Here is a 4,384-nt window from a genome sequence, read left to right on the forward strand (position 1 = left end):
GCGCTGGGTCATTCAGCCAATGAGTTGACTGGCACACCGCTTTCGCGAGCAGGCTCGCTCCCACAGGTCATCTGACCGGGCTTAGTCGCGGAAGTTGTTGAACTGCAGCGGCATGCCGAATTCCTTGGCACGCAGTGCAGCGATGGCTTCTTGCAGGTCATCACGCTTCTTGCCGGTCACGCGCACTTGCTCGCCCTGAATGGCGGCCTGCACTTTCAGCTTGGCGTCTTTGATGTGGCCGACGATTTTCTTCGCCAGTTCTTTGTCGATGCCTTCCTTGAGGATGGCGTCCTGCTTCATCAGCTTGCCCGATGCATAAGCGTCCTTGACCTCGAGGCACTGCACATCGATCTTGCGCTTGACCAGCGCCAGCTTGAGGATTTCGATCATCGCTTCGAGCTGGAACCCGGCTTCAGCGGTCAGGCTCACGGTCAGGTCTTTTTCCTTGAACTCGAAGCTGCCTTTGCCTTTCAGGTCATAACGACGATCGAGTTCCTTCACGGCGTTCTCGACCGCGTTGGTGAGTTCGTGTTTGTCCAGTTCGGATACCACGTCGAACGACGGCATGTAATCTCTCCAATAAAAAGGCGCGCTCAATGAGGATGGAGCGCGCTTGGCTTGCGGTTAAAATCGGGCTCATTATAACGGGTCTTTTCCTACGAACACGGCGAGCCGCACATGCCTGTACGCAATCGAGCAAAAAACTGATGTCGACCACTTGGCACGTCCTCGGCGCCGGCAGCCTCGGCACCCTGTGGGCCACGCGTCTGGCCCGGGCCGGTTTGCCGGTGAAATTGATCGTGCGCGATGCCGAACGCCTGCGCAGTTATGAAGCGGCCGGCGGGCTAACGCTCGTCGAACACGGCCAGGCCAGCACGTATGCGGTGCCGGGCGAAACCGCCGAAAGCCCTGAGCCAATTCGCCGACTGCTGGTCGCCTGCAAAGCCTACGACGCCGAAAGTGCCATCGCCCGCCTCGCTCCGCGCCTGACAGCGGATGCCGAACTGATCCTGTTGCAGAACGGCCTCGGCAGTCAGGACGCCGTCGCCACGCGCGTTCCGCAAGCACGCTGCATCAGCGCGTCCAGCACCGAAGGCGCGTTTCGCGACGGCGACTGGCGCGTGGTGTTCGCCGGTCACGGCTTCACCTGGCTGGGCGATGTCACTCAACCGGTTGCGCCGATCTGGCTGGACGATCTGCAAGCCGCGAACATTCCCCACGAGTGGAGTACCGATATCCTCACGCGGCTGTGGCGCAAACTGGCGCTCAACTGCGCGATCAATCCACTGACCGTGCTGCACCACTGCCGCAACGGTGGTTTGCAGGATCACCACTGCGAAGTCGCCACTCTGTGCGCCGAACTCGCCGAGTTGTTGCAGCACTGCGGCCAACCCGCTGCCGCTGAGAATCTGCAGCAAGAAGTCGAACGGGTGATTCAGGCGACGGCGGCCAATTACTCGTCGATGTATCAGGACGTCGCCAACCAGCGCCGCACCGAAATCAGCTATCTATTGGGCCACGCCTGCAAAGTCGCCACCCGTCATCAATTGAATCTGCCGCACCTCAACCAGTTGCAGCAGCGCCTCGTCGCGCATCTGCACAGCCTTGGATTGCCCAGCGACTGAGCAGCGGCTACGCTGGCCACTTGTTCCTTTGCTGCGATAAACCTGATGCCATTGCGCCAGCGCCTCGAAAACCTGCCGGTCGGCCAGAAACTGCTGGCCGCCCTGCTGGTGCTGTTGACCACTGTGTTGCTGGTCGCCAACCTGACCTTTATCAGCGCCGCCTACTACATTTCCCAGGAAAGCATGGCGCCGCAAGCCTTGCAGACCATCGGCCGACTGATCGCCAACCCGAGTCTGGTCAGCGAGTCCCTGCAATCGCCGGAGAGCGCCGAGCGTCTGCTCAAGGAACTCGACAGCTATTCGCCATTACGCGCTGCTGCCATCTATGACGGCAAAGGCGAACGCCTCGCGCAGGTGCAGCGCGGCGACAAACTGAAATTGCCGGAACGCTACCGGCACATCGAAGCCTGGCAACTCACCGAATTTCGCAGCAACCAGTTGATCACCCTGCCCCGCCCCGGCACCGCACCCGGCCATCTGTTGCTGGTGGCGAGCAGCGAACTGCCGATGGCGTTCTACACCGGCACCCTGACCGCGAGCCTTGGGATTCTGATTTTCAGCGTGCTGTTGTGGCTGGTGATTGCCCGCCAGATCAAACGCCTGATCACCCGGCCGATCCATCAACTGGAAGAACTCTCGCGTCAGGTCACCCGCGAAGAGAACTACGCCCTGCGGGCCTCACGCGGCAATCACGACGAAATCGGCAGCCTCGCCGAAGCGTTCAACACCATGCTGTCGCGCATCGAAGCCCGCGAACAGCAGCTCAAACGCGCCCGTGACGACTCGCAAGCCGCCTACGATCAGGCTCAAGGTCTGGCCGAGGAAACCCGCCACACCAACCGCAAACTGGAACTGGAAGTTCAGGTACGCAGCAAAATCGAGAAGAAGCTCACCGGTTTCCAGAATTACCTCAACAGCATCATCGACTCGATGCCCTCGGCACTGATCGCCCTCGACGAACAGCTCTACGTCACCCAATGGAATCAGGAGGCCAGTGCCCTTTCCGGCACACGTCTGGACGAAGCGCTGAACCAGCCGATCTTCCTCGCCTTCGAACCATTGAAACCGTTTCTGCCGCAGCTCAAGCAAACCGTCGAACAACACACGGTGGCGAAAATCGAGCGAGTGACATGGTTCAAGGACGACGAGCCGAAGCATTACGCACTGACGTTTTACCCGCTGATGGGCGGCGCCGGACGTGGCGTGGTGATCCGCATCGATGACATCACCCAGCGTTTGTCGCTGGAAGAAATGATGGTGCAGTCGGAGAAGATGCTTTCGGTCGGTGGCCTCGCGGCGGGCATGGCCCACGAGATCAATAATCCGCTGGGCGCGATCCTGCACAACGTGCAAAACATCCGTCGACGCCTTTCAGCAGATCTGCCGAAGAACATCGAAACCGCCGAACAACTGGGCATCGAACTCGATACCGTCAACCGTTACCTGCAAGGCCGCGAAGTGCCGAAACTCCTCGACGGCATTCAACAGGCCGGTGCCCGTGCGGCGAAAATCGTCACGCACATGCTCAGCTTCAGCCGTCGCAGCACTCGGGAAATGGCACCGTGCGACCTGCCGGCGCTGATCGATCAAGCGGTGGAAATCGCCGGCAACGACTTCGATCTGGCGATCGGTTTCGACTTCAAGGGGCAGGCCATTGTGCGCCAGTTCGACCCGGCGCTCGGCCCGGTGCCTGGCACTGCCAACGAACTGGAACAAGTACTGCTCAACCTGCTGAAAAACGCCGCACAAGCGATTCATCAGCGCGAGGACGACAGCGAACCGGGGCGGATCATTTTGCGCACCAAACTCAATCCGCCGTGGGCCGAGATTCAGGTCGAGGACAACGGCATCGGCATGAGCGAGAGCGTGCGCAAACGCACCTTCGAGCCGTTCTTCACCACCAAGGAAATCGGTCAGGGCACCGGGCTTGGCTTGTCGGTGTCGTACTTCATCATCACCAACAATCACAAAGGCCAGATGGAAGTGCAGTCGGCGCCCGGTCAGGGCACCTGCTTCACCCTGCGCCTGCCGCTGGCGCCACCACCGGCCATCGCGGCTGAAATCAATCAACTACCGAGGTAACCCATGGGCTTTCGCTTGTCGAAGATTTACACGCGCACCGGCGACAAAGGCGAAACCGGCCTGGGCGACGGCCGCCGCGTACCGAAGGATCACCCGCGCATCGAAGCGATTGGTGAAGTCGATACGCTCAACAGTCAGGTTGGCGTGTTGCTGGCCGGGTTACTTGCCGAGCGCGAGGCCACTCCGGGGCTGAATGAATTGATCGAGGTATTGGCGCCTTGTCAGCATCGACTGTTTGATCTGGGTGGCGAGTTGGCGATGCCGCAATATCAGGCGCTGAACGCGGCGGAAATCGAGCGGCTGGAAGCGGCGATCGACGTCTGGAATGAGGAGTTGGGGCCGCTGGAGAATTTCATTCTGCCGGGTGGTTCGATGTTGATTGCGCAGGCGCATGTGTGCCGCAGCCTGGCGCGGAGTGCCGAGCGGCGCTGTCAGCATCTGAATGCGATCGAGCCTTTGGCCGGGGTTGGCCTGGCGTATATCAATCGGTTGTCGGATTTGTTGTTTGTGGCGGCGCGGTTGATTGCGCGGAGACAGGGGATTGCGGAGATTTTGTGGCAGCCGGCAGCAAAGCCTGCAGAAAAGTAGCGTCTGACAGGCCGCCTTCGCGAGCAAGCTCGCTCCCACAGTTGATTCGGTTCATCCAGTTGGAATGCAGTCAAATGTGGGAGCGAGCT

General features: G+C 60.3%; 4 protein-coding genes. 3 read left to right on the forward strand and 1 reads right to left on the reverse strand.

Annotated elements, in window-relative coordinates; translation table 11 throughout:
- Positions 1 to 81: 81 nt before the first annotated feature.
- Positions 82 to 567: a YajQ family cyclic di-GMP-binding protein gene (locus tag QMX93_RS29875; RefSeq protein WP_008080210.1), complete on the reverse strand. Its 486-nt coding sequence runs from the start codon at positions 565 to 567 to the stop codon at positions 82 to 84.
- A gap of 140 nt (positions 568 to 707) precedes the next feature.
- On the opposite strand from QMX93_RS29875, the gene QMX93_RS29880 reads away from it, so the two are divergent.
- The 3 genes from QMX93_RS29880 to QMX93_RS29890 are packed head-to-tail and all read left to right on the forward strand — an operon-like array spanning position 708 to position 4,295.
- On the forward strand, positions 708 to 1,625 hold the full coding sequence (locus QMX93_RS29880; protein ID WP_282359166.1) for a putative 2-dehydropantoate 2-reductase: 918 nt from the start codon (positions 708 to 710) through the stop codon (positions 1,623 to 1,625).
- Between the two features lie 45 nt (positions 1,626 to 1,670).
- Positions 1,671 to 3,707 (forward strand): HAMP domain-containing sensor histidine kinase, encoded by a 2,037-nt coding sequence (locus tag QMX93_RS29885; protein ID WP_159812536.1) that lies wholly within the window; start codon positions 1,671 to 1,673, stop codon positions 3,705 to 3,707.
- 3 nt (positions 3,708 to 3,710) lie between these two features.
- A complete protein-coding gene (locus tag QMX93_RS29890; protein WP_282359169.1) occupies positions 3,711 to 4,295 on the forward strand; it encodes a cob(I)yrinic acid a,c-diamide adenosyltransferase in 585 nt (194 codons plus the stop codon).
- Positions 4,296 to 4,384: the final 89 nt, after the last annotated feature.

The organism is Pseudomonas sp. PS01303 (genome assembly GCF_029959385.1).
Taxonomy (GTDB): Bacteria; Pseudomonadota; Gammaproteobacteria; order Pseudomonadales; family Pseudomonadaceae; genus Aquipseudomonas; species Aquipseudomonas rustica.

Excerpts from the sequence above, each read along its gene's own strand:
- QMX93_RS29875 (WP_008080210.1), bottom strand. The coding sequence starts at position 567 with ATGCCGTCGTTCGACGTGGTATCCGAACTGGACAAACACGAACTCACC.
- QMX93_RS29880 (WP_282359166.1), top strand. The coding sequence starts at position 708 with ATGTCGACCACTTGGCACGTCCTCGGCGCCGGCAGCCTCGGCACCCTG.
- QMX93_RS29890 (WP_282359169.1), top strand. The coding sequence starts at position 3,711 with ATGGGCTTTCGCTTGTCGAAGATTTACACGCGCACCGGCGACAAAGGC.
- QMX93_RS29885 (WP_159812536.1), top strand. The coding sequence starts at position 1,671 with ATGCCATTGCGCCAGCGCCTCGAAAACCTGCCGGTCGGCCAGAAACTG.